The sequence below is a fragment of the Aminobacter niigataensis genome (genome assembly GCF_946995915.1).
Lineage (GTDB): Bacteria > Pseudomonadota > Alphaproteobacteria > Rhizobiales > Rhizobiaceae > Aminobacter > Aminobacter niigataensis.
Window position 1 is genome coordinate 2,419,851 of record NZ_OX341517.1, and the last position, 12,723, is coordinate 2,432,573.

Sequence of the window (12,723 nt, forward strand, 5' to 3'; positions counted from 1 at the left end):
CGCGCCACAGGCGCGCGGCGAGCGTTCTTGGCTGCCCTGCGGGATGTGCAAGTGCAGCAGCGGGCCCATGGAATGAACTCCGGCAAGAGGCCAAAATGCGCGACGAAACCCGTCTCCTTCACACCGCTGTCGACGAACAGCCCTTCAACGCGTTGACGCCAGCGGTCCACCGCGGCTCGACCATCGTGTTCCCGACGGTTGAGAGTTTCCTCGCCCGCCACACGCAGTTCTACGACGGCTATTCCTATGGGCTTTATGGCCACCCGGCCTCCAGAAACCTGGCGACCCAGATCGCCGCGCTCGAAGGCGGCGCCCGCAGCCTCATCGTGCCGTCGGGCATGGCGGCGATCATGGTCACCAATCTGGCGCTGCTTCGCGCCGGCGATCATGTTCTCTTGCCGGACGCCGTCTATGGACCGTCGCGTTCGTCAGCCGAAAAGTTCATGTCGGGTCTCGGGGTCGACGCAACGTTCTATGATCCGCTGATCGGCGCCGGCATCACCGCCCTGATGCGTCCGAACACCAAGCTGGTGTGGGTGGAATTGCCGGCCTCGTTTACGATGGAGGTCCAGGATCTCCCGGCGATAGCCAAGGCCGCCCATGCCCACGGCGCGCTTGTCGCCGCCGACGGCACCTGGGCCTCGCCGCTGGGTTTCAAGGCGCTGCACCATGGCGCCGACATTGCGGTGCAGGCACTGTCGAAACATATCGGCGGCCACTCGGACCTGCTGCTGGGCAGCGCCACGGTCGCCTCGGAGGAGTTGTACCGGCGCATCAAGGACGCCAGCCGCTTCCTCGGGCTGGGCGTTTCACCCGACGATTGCTTCCTGGCGCTGCGCGGCCTGGGCACGCTAGCCGCCCGGCTGGAGCGCCAAAGTACTGCCGCCTTGAAGATCGCCGAGCGCATTGCCGAACATCCCAGCGTTGCTCGCGTGCTCTATCCACCGCTGCCCGGCGATCCGGGGCATGCGATCTGGCAGCGTGACTTCCGAGGCGCGAGCGGCGTCTTTTCCGCGGTTCTGCAGCCGCGTGACGATCGCCATCTGTCGACCTTCATCGAACAATTGCGCCTGTTCCGTATCGGCGCGAGTTGGGGCGGCCTCCACAGCCTGGTCGCGCCCGTGCAACTCGAAGGCGCCCGCACAGTATCGCCCTGGCGCGAAGAGGGGCCGCTCGTTCGCTTAAGCATCGGCCTCGAGCATCCCGACGACCTGTTGGAGGACATCGAACTCGGGCTCGACCGCTACGGCTTCCACCAGGAGGCGGCAGCCGAATGACCAAGGCCCTGGGCGCGCTGCGCTCCGGGAAACAGACGCGAAAATAAAATCACTGGGAGGAGGAGAACTGTCATGAAAAGACATGCGTTTTGGGGACTCGTCGGACTGGGCATCCTGGCCACGCCGGCTCTCGCCGGCGAAGGCGACAGGGTCAATGCGATCAAGTCGCGCGGTGAGCTCGTTTGCGGCACCAGCACCGGCACGACCATCGGGCTGAGCACGCTCGACGCGTCGGGCAAGTGGGCCGGCCTTGAGATCGACTATTGCCGCGCGGTCGCTGCGGCGATGTTCGGCGATGCCACCAAGGTCAAGTTCGCACCGCTGGAATTCAAGAACGCGTTCGCCGCCCTGCAATCGGGCAGCGTCGACATGCTGGCGCGCGCGGCGGCCTGGACCTACTCGCGCGACACGGAAATGAAGTTCGACTATGCCGGCGTCTATATGTATGACGGCCAGGGTTTCCTGGTGAAAAAGAGCCTCGGCGTCAGCAAGCTCGCAGAACTCGGCGGCGCCTCGGTCTGCGTCTCTGCCGGCACCACGTCAGAGCTCAACCTGTCCGATTATTTCAGGTCGAACGGCCTCGAATACACGCCGATCGTTGCCAACAGCCGCGAGCAGAACCTCGCCAATCTCGAGGCCGGGCGCTGCGACGCCTACACCAACGAGCGTGGTGGACTGGCCGCAAGCCGCCTCGGACTTGGCGCTCCCGACGACTATGTGATCCTGGAAGAGATCATCTCCAAGGAGCCGCTGGGCCCAATCGTCCAGCAGGACGACCCGGCATTCCGCGACATTGCCAGTTGGACCCTGTTCACCCTGATCGCCGCCGAGGAAAAGGGCATCACGTCAGCCAACGTAGCGGAGATGGCCGCTTCATCCGAGAACCCCGAGATACAGCGCATGCTCGGCAAGACCGGCGATTTCGGTGCCAAGCTCGGCCTGGCCAACGACTGGGTGGTGAAGGTGATCTCCTCCGTCGGCAACTACGGCGAGATCTTCGACCGAAACCTCGGCAATGGCAGCCCCGTCAAGCTGGCGCGCGGCCAAAACGAATTGTGGTCCAACGGGGGTCTCCTTTACGCTCCCCCAGTGCGCTGAGGTCACCCATGGCTGCCTCGGACCAGGACATGGCTTCAGGCCTGTGGAGCGGCGCGGACGGCAGCGATGCCGATGCGCGTCCCCAACTCGGCCCGAGGCAGCGGTGGGCGCGACGCAAGGCGATCCTGCAGCAGGCGGCGGTGCTGTTGCTCGTCGCCACCCTGGCGGTCCTCTTGGTCCGCAACACCGTTGCCAACCTTCAAGCCCGCGGCCTGGCCTCGGGCTTCGATTTCCTCTGGCAGGAAGCCGGCTTCAAGATGGCGTTCAGCCTGATTGCGGTCGAGCCGACTTCCACCTACGGCCGGGTGTTCCTCGCCGGTCTGCTGAACTCCCTGCTGGTCGCGGCGATCTCCATCGTCGCCACCACCATCCTGGGATTCATCATCGGGCTTGCGAGGGACTCCCCCAGCACCCCCGTGCGCCTTGTCGCCAGGGGCTATGTCGAGGTCGTGCGGAACCTGCCTCTTCTGCTGCATCTGCTGCTTTGGCAGACGGTGATCCTGCGTTCGCTGCCAACCGTGCGGGAGGCGATCGGATTTGGCGACGTCGCCTTCCTCAGCAACCGCGGTCTCTACCTGCCGGCGCCGGTCGCCGGCGGTGCCGCCGCGATCCTGACGGCCGCCGTCATGGCGGGCGTGGCTGCGATCGTCGTGGGATGCGTGGTCCGGCGGCGCGCCCGGGCGCGCGGCGAGACCCCGCCGCGCTTCGGTCTGGCGCTCGTCGCCGGCGGCCTTGTCGCCAATGCCGCCGCGATCTCTACCCTCGATTGGCAGATCCCCATGCTCGCCGGCTTCGACTACCGCGGCGGGCTCAAGTTGATGCCGGAGTTCGTATCACTGGTTGCAGCGCTTATCATCTACAATGCGGCCTTCATCGCCGAGATCGTCCGGGCGGGCGTGCAGTCGGTCGGACGCGGACAGAAGGAGGCGGCGCTGGCACTTGGCCTGTCACCGAAGCTGATCCTGCGGCTGGTCATTGTCCCCCAAGCGCTGCGGGTCATGATACCGCCGCTGGCCAACCAGTATACCCACCTCATCAAGGCGTCGGCGCTTGCCACCGTGGTGGGTTTCCCCGATCTGGTGAACGTCTTCCTCGGCACGTCACTCAACCAGACCGGCCGGGCCGTAGAGATCGTCCTCATCACAGCTTTCGTCTATCTCACTCTCAGCGCCTCCGTCGCGCTGGCGACGAGCGCCTATGCACGTCGCGTCAAGCTGGTGGAGCGCTGATCAATGGCCATGTCTTCGCTTGTTCGCTCCCCGGTTTCGCAATCGCCGGTGACGGCCGCACGTCGACTGCTTGCGGTCGTCGTCGCCAATCCCTTCGGCACGGCGGTCAGTCTCGGCCTGGCCTACCTCGCCTGGACGCTGGGCGGGCGGATCGTCGACTGGGCCTTCGTCGAGGCCACATGGGTCGCCTCAAGCCGGGCCGAATGCAGCCCGGACGGCGCTTGCTGGGCCTTCATCGTCAACCGGCTTCCGCAGTTCGCCTTCGGCTTCTATCCCGAGGCAGAACGCTGGCGGGCCTGGATCGTGCTGCTTGCCCCGCCGCTGCTGCTGGCACTTGCGATGGCGCCCGACTTCAAGGGTCGGCGCAAGGTCCTGATCGGGGGATTCTGCCTCTATCCGGTCGCTGCCTTCGTGATGCTTTCCGGTGGCGTGCTGGGCCTCCAGCCGGTTGCCTCGGACAAATGGGGCGGCCTGCTGCTGACGATGGTGGTCGGCATCGGCGCCTTCGTGTTCTCGTTCCCGATCGCGATACTTCTGGCGCTGGGACGAACTTCGCAACTTCCCGCGGTGCGCCTGCTCGCCACCGGCTTCATCGAGTTCTGGCGCGGCATGCCGCTCATCGCCATCCTGTTCATGTCGGTGATCATGCTGCCGCTGTTTCTGCCACCGGGCGTCGAGTTTCCGCGCCTGACGCTCGCCATGACCGGCATCACGCTCTATTCCGCCGCCTATCTCGCCGAAGTCGCGCGGGGCGGCCTGCAGGCCGTCGGGCGCGGCCAGAGTGAAGCGGCTAACGCGCTCGGCTTCGGCTTCTGGGCGACCCAGGGCTACATCATCATGCCCCAGGCTCTGCGCGCTGTACTGCCTGGCATTGTCAATTCGGCAATCTCGCTTCTCAAGGACACGACCTATGTCATGGTCGTGGGTCTGTTCGACCTGCTCAACATCGTCACGGCGGCCCTGTCGGATCCGAACTGGCTGGGTCTCGCCACCGAAGGCTATGTGTTTGTCGGCCTTGTGTTCTGGTTGCTGTGTTTTGGGCTGTCGCAGGTAAGCGCCCGGCTGGAACGTGATTCCGAGCGCGCCCACTCCCGCGCGCCAAGCGGCGAAAGGAAACCGCAATGAGCGTCAATGCCACCATAGCGGTGCGTTCGTTGTCCAAATGGTACGGTTCGTGGCGTGCTCTTCGCGACATTTCCCTGGATATCGCAGGCGGCACCTGCACCGTCCTCTGCGGTCCCTCGGGCTCCGGAAAATCGACGCTGCTCAGGTGTCTCAACGGGCTTGAGGAATGGCAGCAAGGCGAGGTCGCGATCGGCGGCGTCGCTGTCGGCTACAAGGCCCGTGAATTGCGCCGTCTGCGCCGCGACGTCGGCATGGTGTTCCAGCATTTCAATCTGTTTCCGCATCTGACGGTGCTGGACAATGTCACGCTGGCGCCCCGGATCGTTCGTGGCAGGAGGCGTCGGGAATCCGAAGATCATGCCATGCATCTTCTCGAACGCGTTGGCGTTGCCGAACATGCCGGCAAGCTTTCTTCCGCCCTTTCCGGAGGCCAGCAACAACGCGTCGCCATCGCCCGCGCGCTCGCCATGCAGCCCCATGTCCTGCTGTTCGACGAACCGACATCGGCGCTCGACCCGGAATCCGTGAAAGAGGTGCTGGACGTGATGATCGACCTCGCCAGGTCCGGCACCACCATGGTGGTCGTGACGCACGAGATGGGGTTTGCCCGTCGGGTTGCCGGGCGCGTGATCTTCATGGACAAGGGAAGCATCGTCGAGACCGGTGCGCCTGACGAATTCTTCGATTGCCCGTGCACCGATCGCGCCAAGGCGTTCCTCGGCGACATCGTCAACCGTTGACGACCTGGCGGCTGACGGGACCGGTCTTTGCGGGGATCTGGACTGTAGCAAGAGGCCTGCCATGCAACCGTCCCGCCACAGCCGCGTTGAGGTTCATGGATTTCATGCCGAATGTCTGGATCAAGAACGGAGACTTCTCGCTGCGCGAGGTTGTCTCGGTCCCCGATGCGGCCGAATTTCTCGATGCGTGGCCGCACGACAAGCGTAATCCGTTCTTCTACCTGGCCGAGAACGCCATGCAGGCCGCCATCAACGGCTCCATCCCGGTCGAGGAAGCAAGAGACGCGTTCGAGACGTTTTGCACCGAGGCAGGAATACTGGCTGACGAACCGCCGAAGGGCTGAATTGGGCCTGCCTCCATTCTTGACGGGAAAGGCTACAGTCGCCATTTCTTTGTCAGCTTGTCGCGGCCATCGCGGCAATGTGCGCTTGCTCGAGAAGACGGTCGAGGACCGAGGAGGAAGTGATGACCGCAAAAGCCTTTTCCCGACCGATCTTCGTCAAGAACGAGGATCAAACCATCCGCGAAATCGCCTGTATCACCGATGCGCTCGAATTCCTGACGAAGTGGCCGGAAAACCGGCGCGGCCCGATCCACAACACAGCCGTCCGCGCATGCCAAGCAGCGCGCGAGGGCCGGCTGACCGTCGACGGCGCGCGCAACGCGTTTGCCGGTTTTGCCCGTTCGGTGCGCATTCGCGAGGCCGGCCCGGTGTCTGTCGAGCCGTGGATGATCACGCCAAAGCGTGGCCGCATGCCGATCTAGATCGGCGATGTCGAGGACAGGTTTCGCAGGCCGTAAACCGGCGTACCCGGCCTCAGCAATTGTGGATGCCCGGGCGCTGTCACGGCATAGCGAAGCCGTTCAACGAGCGGCAAAGCGCCCGTGCAAGATGGCGGTCATGTCCCGGGCAAGTTCCGCGACGATGCCGTCTCCCTCCCAGGAATACAGCGACACGACCATCGACGGTTCCGAGCCGAAGGCGGCGGACTGGCGGACTCGGCGGCCCGTCGTGGTGCCGACCGGAAGCAAGGAGAGGCCGAGACCGGCCTCCACGGCTGACAGGACGCTGCTCAGGCTGCTGCTCGTGAACGCGACGTACCAGCGCAGCCGCTCGCGGTCGATCCGCTCGAACATCGCATCGCGATACAGCCCGCCCGGCGGAAAGGTGACGAGCGGCAAGGGCTCGGGCCAATCCGGACCGGCGTCGGCAGCTTCGAACCAGGCGATGGCCTCTGGGAATGCGGCGCGATGATCGGCGCTTGGCGTAGCTTCCTTGACCACGACGATGTCGAATTCTCCGCCGCGATAGCGCTTGGTCAGGTCGAGGCTGAGGCCCGCGGTGACATCGAGGCGTACCTCGCGGTGCCTTTTTGCAAACTCGGCGAATGCGTTCGTCATGGTGCCGGTCGCTATGTCGTCGGGCAAGCCGATGCGGATCGATGCGGTTCCGGCCGTGTCTGCAAGCAGGAGCTCGGCTTCACCCTGGAGCAACAGGATGCGCCGCGCGTGCCCGATCAGGCGTTCGCCGGATGCTGTGGTCCTGACCGGCCGCGCAGCCCGATCGATCAGCTCCCGGCCCACAGCATCCTCGAGCCGGGCCAGTTGCTGGCTGATCGTCGATTGCGTCATGTGCAGGCGGTCGGCGGCAAGCGTGAAGCTTCCCGTGTCGGCGATGGTCACAAAGGCGCGCAGCAGCCGAGGATCCAGCATATCAGTTCATTATCATCGTGCATGATTATCATTCATATATCCCATTTGCGCATGAAATACCAAGGCGCTAGGCAAGGACGAGCCTTCACGGCTCGCTCCATTGCTCTCATCGCTTTCGCGCAGTGGCCCAAGAGGCCGCGCCGTTACAGGTTTTTCCGTGCTGGCATTCAGGCAAAAGCAGCTTTCGGCCCCCGGCGATGGCCTTCACGGCCGGCAACGCACCATCGCAACCTGCGCCGTGCTGCTGAACGTATGCATGGCCAACCTCGATACGGCCATCGCCAATACGGCCCTGCCGACGATCGCTCGCGACCTGAACACGACCGAGGCCCAATCGATCTGGATCGTCGGCGCCTACCAACTGGCGATGGTCGCTTCGCTGCTGCCCGCCGCCGCACTTGGCGAAATCGTCGGTCTCCGGCGCATCTCGATGGGGGGGCTGGTGCTGTTCACGCTGGCCTCGCTGGTCTGCGGCCTTGCGCCCTCGCTCGAATGGCTGGTGGCGGGGCGCGTCGTCCAGGGCGTGAGTGCTGCCGGCATCCTGGGTACCGGGGTGGCGATGATGCGCTTCATCTATCCGCACGCCCTGCTGGGGCGCGGCATGGGCCTGAATGCCCTGGTGGTGGGGCTTTCGTTCGCGGCAGGGCCGCCGGTCGCCTCTGCCGTTCTCAGCCTGACCAGTTGGCACTGGCTGTTCCTGATGAAGGTGCCGCTTGGCCTGATCGGCATCGTGATGGGGTTGTATGCGCTGCCGCCGACGATCCGCAGCGCCCGGCGTTTCGACGGCTGGGCGGCAGCCTTGTGCGCGCTGTTCCTGGCAACGTCGGTGTTTGCGCTGAACACGGCCGCACAGGGGGCGTCGTGGGGAACTGTGGCGACCAACGCCACGATCGCCATTACCAGCCTCGCGGTTCTCTTGAAACGTCAGGCCAACCGCCCGGCACCGATCTTGGCCATCGACCTGCTGCGAAAACCGATCTTCGCCCTGTCGTCCGTCGCCTCCTTCTTCACCATGATCACCCAGGCGCTGGCGTTCGTATCCTTGCCGTTCCTCTTCCAACTGCTCGGCTATACGCAGGTCGAGACAGGCTTCCTGATCACGCCATGGCCCGCCTTGCTTGCATTTTCGGCCCCGCTGGCCGGCCGCTTGTCCGACCGCATTCCCGCCGGCTTGCTGGGCGGCGTCGGCCTCGCCGTGCTGAGCCTGGGCATGCTCCTGCTGGCAGCGATGCCGCCCGAGCCGGATGCACTGGATGTCGCCTGGCGCATGGCTGTCTGTGGCGCAGGCTTCGGCTTTTTCCAATCGCCCAACATGCGCACCATGATCACGTCCGTGCCACCCGAACGCAGCGGCGGCGCTGGCGGCATGTCCAGCGTCATCGGCAATCTGGGCCAGGCATGCGGTGTCGCAATCGTGGCCGCACTCTTCAATCTGTTCGGCGCACACGGAGCGGTCATCGCCCTGTGGCTGGGCGCAGCATTTGCATTACTGGGCAGCGGCGCCAGCTTCGTGCGGCTGCGCTACCGGCCCGCCATGGGTCTCGAACCGCTCAAGACACTGCAGGATCGAGCATCCTCCTGAAAGGGGTGCGCATTCAGCAAATCACTGCAAATTATCCAAACATTTAATTTCAGAATGCTGGTGGCTGCGCCATATAGAGAAGATCATGACTGCAAGGTCGGAGGCCGCCCTTGGCGGCTCGTTTGCGGGGTCAGAAAGAATGCAGCGATAGTCTGCAACGCAAATGAAAGAAGAAGGAAGTCGCATGGCGGATTTAAGATTTCGCGCGGGTTGGAGTGCGGCGTATAGCCTGCTCGCCCTGTTGTTCATGTTGTTCAATTCCATTCCCTCGTCTGCTTCAGGAGAGAACATGACCGAGTTTCAATTGCATGCGGCGGCGGCCAGCGACGATGTTGCGGCCATCGGGCAGCTTCTGTCGAACGGTGCCGATATCGATGCCCGCGACAAGGATGGGCGCAGCGCACTGCTGGTCGCGACGCATGGCAACAAGGTAAGCGCCGCCAAGGCGCTGATCGAGGCCGGCGCCGACGTCAACCTCAAGGACAACATCAATGACAGCCCCTACCTCTATGCGGGCGCGCGCGGACATCTCGAGATCCTGGAGCTGACGCTGCAGCATGGGGCCGACCTCAAGAGCACCAACCGCTATGGCGGAACGGCGATCATTCCAGCCTCCGAACGGGGACATGTCGATACGGTGCGCACGCTGATCGAGGCGGGCACCGACGTCGACCACGTCAACAATCTCGGCTGGACCGCGCTGCTGGAAGCCATCATCCTTGGCGACGGCGGGCAACGCCATGTCGACATCGTCAAGCTGCTGGTCGACGCCGGTGCCGACGTCAACCTCGCCGACAAGGATGGTGTGACGCCGCTCAGCCATGCGCGCTCCAGCGGCTATGACGCCATGGTTGGACTGCTTGAAAGGGCCGGAGCCAAATGAGCGAAATCGACAGCTTCCTTGGCGAGGCGATCGCCCTGGCATTCGACAATGTCGAGCAGGGCGGGCGGCCGTTTGGCGCTGTTGTCGTCAAGGACGGCGAGATCGTCGCCCGCGCTGTGAACCGCATGCTGGCCGACAACGACCCGACGGCGCATGCCGAGCTTCTGGCCCTGCGCGCGGCGGGCAAGGCACTTGGATCGCCACGGCTCGACGGCTTGTCCGTCTATGCAAGCGGGCAACCCTGTCCAATGTGCCTGGCCGCGATGCGCATGTCCGGCATCAAGGACATCGCGTTCGCCTATTCGAATGAAGACGCCGAAGCCTTCGGCCTGTCGACCGCCGCATATGCTGCCGAGCTGTCGAAGCCGCTCGACCAGCAATCCGGGGTTTCGATCAGGCACTGTCCTCCGAAGGCCGAGGACGGGCGCAATCTCTATCAAGCCTGGCAGGCGCGCACCGGGTCGAAGTCGTAGGCGGTTGCCGGCGCCGCCATCAGGGTCGCACTGATGGCGCCTTCATCGACGTCCGCCGGATCATCACCGAAGACACACGCCGCGGGGCTACGCTTCGATGGCGACGATGGCCTCGATCTCGACGGTGATGTTGTCGGGCAACGAGCCAAACCCGACGGCGGAGCGGGCATGGCGGCCACGCTCGCCGAACACCTCGAGCAGCAGATCCGAACAGCCGTTGATGACCTTGGGGTGCGCAGAGAAGTCCGGCGTCGCGTTGACCATGCCGAGCAGCTTGATGACCCGGCGAACCCTGGACAGGTCGCCTGTTGCCGCGTGGAGGATGGAGAGCAGGTTGAGGCCTGTCAGCCGGGCATCGTCATAGGCCTGTTCGATGCCGATCTCGGCGCCGACCTTGCCCGTCCGCAAGGTGCCGTCGGCCTGCTTCGGTCCCTGTCCGGACAGGTAGAGAATGTCGCCCTCGCGGACGAAGGGGATGTAGGTGGCAATGGGAGAGGGTGGCGGCGGCAGGGTCAACCCGAGCACGGCAAGCCTGTCATAAGGGGTCATCGATCAGTCCTGGTATGTTTCTGCAAGTTCCGCCTGGCGGATGCAGGCGACGCTGTGGCCGGGGCCGACCGTCTCGCGTGTCGGGACGGTTTCGGCGCAGGCTGCTATCGCATGCGGGCAGCGCGTGCGGAAGACGCAGCCGGATGGCGGGTCGAGCGGACTTGGGATGTCGCCCTGCAGGATGACCCGCTCGCGCCGGACGTTGGGATCGGGCACCGGTGCGGTTGCCAGCAGGGCCCGCGTATAGGGATGTCTGGGTTTGGCATAGACTGAGCGCGCAGGCCCCTGTTCCATGATGCGGCCGAGATAGAGCACGACGATCTCGTCGCAGAGATACTCTACCACCGTCAGGTCGTGGGAGATGAAGATCATGGTCAGGCCGAGTTCGCGCTGAAGCTCCTGGATCAGGTTCAGCACCTGCGCCTGCACCGAAACGTCGAGCGCCGACACCGGCTCGTCGGCGATGATCAGTTCCGGCTCGACCGCGAGCGCGCGGGCGATGCCGACGCGCTGGCGCTGGCCGCCGGAGAACTCGTTGGGATAACGCCGGGCGTGCTCGGGTGAGAGCCCGACGCGTGTCAGAAGCTCCTCGATCCGGGCCTGGCGGGCAGCCCCCTTGGCGAGGCCGTGGGTGTCGATCGCCTCGCCGATGATGTCGCGGACCCGCATGCGCGGGTTGAGGCTCGAATAGGGGTCCTGGAAGATGATCTGCAGGCGACGCCGGTAGGCGCGCAGGGCCTTCTCCGGCAGGCTGAACAGGTCGACGCCGTCGAAGATGGCTTGACCCGAAGAGGGCTCGACCAGCCGCAGCAGGCAGCGCCCGGCAGTGGTCTTGCCCGAGCCGGATTCGCCGACGATGCCGACGATCTGGCCGCGCCGGACATCGAAGGAGATGTCTTCGACCGCCTTCACCGGGCCGCTGCCGGTCAAGAACTGCTTGCTGAGCCCGCGCACCGACAGCAGGATGTCGGCATCGTCAGGCGCTTGCGTCGTTTGCGTCGTGTCGGTCACAGAAGTTCGTGCCTCCAGCAGCGGGTCAGGTGTTCGGGCGAGGCGTTGAGCAGGTCCGGCGGGACCGATTCGCAGTGCGCCTCGGCAAGCGGGCAACGCGGGGCGTATGCGCAGCCGGCGGGCAGCGCCAGCACGCTCGGCACGCTGCCGGGGATCGGGTTGAGCATCTTGCGCGTGCCGTCTTCGGCGCGGTCGCGCTTGGCGTCGGGGATGCAGGCGAGCAGGCCCTTGGTGTAGGGATGGCGCGGCCTGGCGAACAGGTCGTGCACCGGCGCCTGCTCGACGACGCGGCCCGCATACATGACCGCCACCTCATGGGCGATCTCGGCGACGACGCCGAGATTGTGGGTGACGAACAGGATGCTCATGCCGATCTCGCGCTGCAGCCGGCGCATCAGGTCGAGGATCTGCGCCTGGATGGTGACGTCGAGCGCGGTGGTTGGCTCGTCGGCGATGAGCAGGGCAGGATTGCAGGCGAGCGCGAGGGCGATCATCACCCGCTGGCGCATGCCGCCCGACATTTCGTGCGGATACTGGTCGAGCCGCTTTTCGGGGGCGGGGATCTCCACCAGTTCGAGCATCCGCCTGGCGCGGGTGCGTGCCTCGGCCCGGCTGATCGGCTCGTGCAGGCGGATCATCTCCATAATCTGGTCGCCGACGGTGTAGAGCGGGTTCAGGCTCGTCATCGGCTCCTGGAAGATCATGGCGATCTCCTTGCCGCGGATCGCCCGCATTCGCTTGTCGCTCAGCGTGGCGAGATCGACGACGCCGCCGTCGCGCATGCGGTAGAGCAGTCGGCCGCCGACGATGCGGCCGGGATGCGACAGCAGGCGCATGATCGACAGGCTGGTCACCGACTTGCCCGAGCCGGACTCGCCGACGACGGCGAGCGTCTGGCCACGACGGACGGTGAGGGTGACGCCGTCGACCGACTTGGCGGTGCGTGTGCCCATGATGAAGTGCGTGCGCAGGTCTTCGGCCCGCAGCACGATGTCGTCGGCGAGCGCGTCTGGATGATTGTCTGCGTTGGGTGTGGACATGG

Annotated in this window: 14 protein-coding genes; 10 read left to right on the forward strand and 4 right to left on the reverse strand. The window is 65.0% G+C overall.

Annotated features, from left to right (window positions below; all coding sequences use genetic code 11):
- Positions 1-95: 95 nt before the first annotated feature.
- The 7 genes from metC to O1Y97_RS11800 all read left to right on the forward strand — a co-directional run bounded on the left by metC (position 96) and on the right by O1Y97_RS11800 (position 6,235).
- Positions 96-1,277 carry a cystathionine beta-lyase gene (gene metC / locus O1Y97_RS11770; RefSeq protein WP_318764105.1) on the forward strand — a complete coding sequence of 394 codons (1,182 nt, stop codon included), beginning with the start codon at positions 96-98 and terminating at the stop codon, positions 1,275-1,277.
- A 72-nt stretch (positions 1,278-1,349) separates the two neighbouring features.
- The gene (locus tag O1Y97_RS11775) at positions 1,350-2,375 is read left to right on the forward strand and encodes an amino acid ABC transporter substrate-binding protein (RefSeq protein WP_108607488.1); all 1,026 of its coding nucleotides are present in this window, start codon (positions 1,350-1,352) and stop codon (positions 2,373-2,375) included.
- Positions 2,376-2,383: 8 nt separating this feature from the next.
- Positions 2,384-3,604 carry an amino acid ABC transporter permease gene (locus tag O1Y97_RS11780; protein WP_318764106.1) on the forward strand — a complete coding sequence of 407 codons (1,221 nt, stop codon included), beginning with the start codon at positions 2,384-2,386 and terminating at the stop codon, positions 3,602-3,604.
- A 3-nt stretch (positions 3,605-3,607) separates the two neighbouring features.
- Complete coding sequence (locus O1Y97_RS11785; protein WP_318764107.1) at positions 3,608-4,729, forward strand: amino acid ABC transporter permease; 1,122 nt, start codon at positions 3,608-3,610, stop codon at positions 4,727-4,729.
- Entirely contained in the window at positions 4,726-5,469 is a 744-nt protein-coding gene (locus O1Y97_RS11790) for an amino acid ABC transporter ATP-binding protein (protein WP_318764108.1), read from the forward strand. Before O1Y97_RS11785 ends, O1Y97_RS11790 begins: the two co-directional genes overlap by 4 nt.
- A gap of 95 nt (positions 5,470-5,564) precedes the next feature.
- On the forward strand, positions 5,565-5,813 hold the full coding sequence (locus O1Y97_RS11795; RefSeq protein ID WP_318764109.1) for a DUF982 domain-containing protein: 249 nt from the start codon (positions 5,565-5,567) through the stop codon (positions 5,811-5,813).
- Positions 5,814-5,935: 122 nt separating this feature from the next.
- Positions 5,936-6,235, forward strand: coding sequence for a DUF982 domain-containing protein (locus O1Y97_RS11800; RefSeq protein WP_183260128.1), 300 nt, complete (start codon positions 5,936-5,938; stop codon positions 6,233-6,235).
- 99 nt (positions 6,236-6,334) lie between these two features.
- Here the strand turns inward: O1Y97_RS11800 and O1Y97_RS11805 are convergent, their stop codons facing one another.
- Positions 6,335-7,183 carry a LysR family transcriptional regulator gene (locus O1Y97_RS11805; protein WP_318764110.1) on the reverse strand — a complete coding sequence of 283 codons (849 nt, stop codon included), beginning with the start codon at positions 7,181-7,183 and terminating at the stop codon, positions 6,335-6,337.
- A 157-nt stretch (positions 7,184-7,340) separates the two neighbouring features.
- Between O1Y97_RS11805 and O1Y97_RS11810 the strand changes: the two genes are divergently transcribed.
- The 3 genes from O1Y97_RS11810 (at position 7,341) to O1Y97_RS11820 (ending at position 10,121) form a co-directional block, all read left to right on the forward strand.
- A complete protein-coding gene (locus O1Y97_RS11810) occupies positions 7,341-8,765 on the forward strand; it encodes an MFS transporter (RefSeq protein ID WP_318764111.1) in 1,425 nt (474 codons plus the stop codon).
- 247 nt (positions 8,766-9,012) lie between these two features.
- Positions 9,013-9,648 (forward strand): ankyrin repeat domain-containing protein, encoded by a 636-nt coding sequence (locus O1Y97_RS11815; RefSeq protein ID WP_404801280.1) that lies wholly within the window; start codon positions 9,013-9,015, stop codon positions 9,646-9,648.
- Positions 9,645-10,121 carry a nucleoside deaminase gene (locus tag O1Y97_RS11820; RefSeq protein ID WP_318764113.1) on the forward strand — a complete coding sequence of 159 codons (477 nt, stop codon included), beginning with the start codon at positions 9,645-9,647 and terminating at the stop codon, positions 10,119-10,121. Before O1Y97_RS11815 ends, O1Y97_RS11820 begins: the two co-directional genes overlap by 4 nt.
- An 87-nt stretch (positions 10,122-10,208) precedes the next feature.
- Here O1Y97_RS11820 and O1Y97_RS11825 read toward each other — a convergent pair whose 3' ends face one another.
- The 3 genes from O1Y97_RS11825 to O1Y97_RS11835 are packed head-to-tail and all read right to left on the reverse strand — an operon-like array spanning position 10,209 to position 12,721.
- A complete protein-coding gene (locus O1Y97_RS11825; protein ID WP_318764114.1) occupies positions 10,209-10,670 on the reverse strand; it encodes a RidA family protein in 462 nt (153 codons plus the stop codon).
- Positions 10,671-10,673: 3 nt separating this feature from the next.
- Entirely contained in the window at positions 10,674-11,681 is a 1,008-nt protein-coding gene (locus tag O1Y97_RS11830) for an ABC transporter ATP-binding protein (RefSeq protein ID WP_404801266.1), read from the reverse strand.
- Positions 11,678-12,721: an ABC transporter ATP-binding protein gene (locus O1Y97_RS11835; protein ID WP_318764200.1), complete on the reverse strand. Its 1,044-nt coding sequence runs from the start codon at positions 12,719-12,721 to the stop codon at positions 11,678-11,680. Before O1Y97_RS11835 ends, O1Y97_RS11830 begins: the two co-directional genes overlap by 4 nt.
- Positions 12,722-12,723 lie beyond the last annotated feature (2 nt).

What these genes read in the sequence shown, in the direction of transcription:
- metC (WP_318764105.1), top strand. Translation starts at nt 96, where the DNA reads ATGCGCGACGAAACCCGTCTCCTTCACACCGCTGTCGACGAACAGCCC.
- O1Y97_RS11775 (WP_108607488.1), top strand. Translation starts at nt 1,350, where the DNA reads ATGAAAAGACATGCGTTTTGGGGACTCGTCGGACTGGGCATCCTGGCC.
- O1Y97_RS11780 (WP_318764106.1), top strand. Translation starts at nt 2,384, where the DNA reads ATGGCTGCCTCGGACCAGGACATGGCTTCAGGCCTGTGGAGCGGCGCG.
- O1Y97_RS11785 (WP_318764107.1), top strand. Translation starts at nt 3,608, where the DNA reads ATGGCCATGTCTTCGCTTGTTCGCTCCCCGGTTTCGCAATCGCCGGTG.
- O1Y97_RS11790 (WP_318764108.1), top strand. Translation starts at nt 4,726, where the DNA reads ATGAGCGTCAATGCCACCATAGCGGTGCGTTCGTTGTCCAAATGGTAC.
- O1Y97_RS11795 (WP_318764109.1), top strand. Translation starts at nt 5,565, where the DNA reads ATGGATTTCATGCCGAATGTCTGGATCAAGAACGGAGACTTCTCGCTG.
- O1Y97_RS11800 (WP_183260128.1), top strand. Translation starts at nt 5,936, where the DNA reads ATGACCGCAAAAGCCTTTTCCCGACCGATCTTCGTCAAGAACGAGGAT.
- O1Y97_RS11805 (WP_318764110.1), bottom strand. Translation starts at nt 7,183, where the DNA reads ATGCTGGATCCTCGGCTGCTGCGCGCCTTTGTGACCATCGCCGACACG.
- O1Y97_RS11815 (WP_404801280.1), top strand. Translation starts at nt 9,013, where the DNA reads ATGTTGTTCAATTCCATTCCCTCGTCTGCTTCAGGAGAGAACATGACC.
- O1Y97_RS11820 (WP_318764113.1), top strand. Translation starts at nt 9,645, where the DNA reads ATGAGCGAAATCGACAGCTTCCTTGGCGAGGCGATCGCCCTGGCATTC.
- O1Y97_RS11825 (WP_318764114.1), bottom strand. Translation starts at nt 10,670, where the DNA reads ATGACCCCTTATGACAGGCTTGCCGTGCTCGGGTTGACCCTGCCGCCG.
- O1Y97_RS11835 (WP_318764200.1), bottom strand. Translation starts at nt 12,721, where the DNA reads ATGTCCACACCCAACGCAGACAATCATCCAGACGCGCTCGCCGACGAC.